The 944-nt window shown below is 68.1% G+C and carries 2 protein-coding genes; both read left to right on the top strand.

The window, feature by feature from the left end:
- A partial coding sequence (locus IEX31_RS18460; RefSeq protein WP_229662501.1) for a transposase occupies positions 1-351 on the top strand: 351 nt, incomplete at its 5' end.
- Positions 352-353: 2 nt separating this feature from the next.
- Positions 354-944, top strand: a 591-nt coding sequence (locus IEX31_RS18455; RefSeq protein ID WP_188744844.1) for an IS3 family transposase, incomplete at its 3' end; no start/stop codon positions are given.

Below are 944 nucleotides of genomic sequence, written 5' to 3'. Positions count from 1 at the left end.
TGGGTTTCCCCTCGTACCGTAGAGGTATCAGCCAATTGTTGGAGGCTGGCGATGAGTACGAAGGTGTATCGCAAGTTCGATGAGGACTTCAAGCAGGGCGCGGTGCGGATCGTTGAGGAGACGGGGAAACCGATCGCGCGGGTCGCTCGGGAGTTGGGTGTGCACGAGGGCACGTTGGGCAACTGGGTGGCCGCGGCACGTCGGGCACGGGATGGTGAGAATCCGCCGTTGACCGAGTCCGAGCGGGCGGAGCTGGTCCGGTTGCGGAAGGAGAACACCGAGCTGCGGATGCAGCGTGACGTCCTCAAACGATCGGTGGCCCTCTGGGTGGACGAGGCGATGGGCCGGTAGCCGTGGCCGAGTACATCACCACCCAGCGGGCCGAGCATCACGTGCCGGTCGCGACCGCCTGCCGGGCGTTGGCGGTCTCCCCGGCCTGGTATTACAAGTGGCGGCACGGCGACCCGTCGGCGCAGCACGCTCGCCACGCGCAGCTGGAGGTCGAGATCCGTCGGCTGTTCGCCGCGCATCGGGGCAGGTACGGGTCGCCGCGGATCACGGCAGACCTGCGGGAGGAGGGCTGGCGGGTCAGCGAGAACACCGTCGCCGCGGTGATGCGGGAGCTCGGGTTGCGGTCCCGGCCGCCCAAGCGCAAGAAGGGCACCACCAGGCCGGGACGGGGAAGGTGGCGGGCTGCGGACCTGATCAACCGGGATTTCGGCACCGACCGGATCAACCACAAATGGTACGGCGACGGCACCGAGATCGTCACCGACGAGGGCAAGCTGTACCTGGACAGTGTGCTGGACATGGGCTCCCGCCGGATCGTCGGCTACGCGATGAGCGCCCATCACGACGCCGCCCTCGCGGAGGCGGCGCTGCAGATGGCGGTCGCCGTTCGCGGCGGACGTGACGCGATCAGCGGGGTCATCATGCACACCGAT

This window comes from Agromyces bauzanensis (assembly GCF_014645655.1).
Lineage (GTDB): Bacteria > Actinomycetota > Actinomycetes > Actinomycetales > Microbacteriaceae > Agromyces > Agromyces bauzanensis.
Note: the sequence above shows the minus strand (reverse complement) of the source record. Positions and strands in the feature narration are given on the sequence as shown.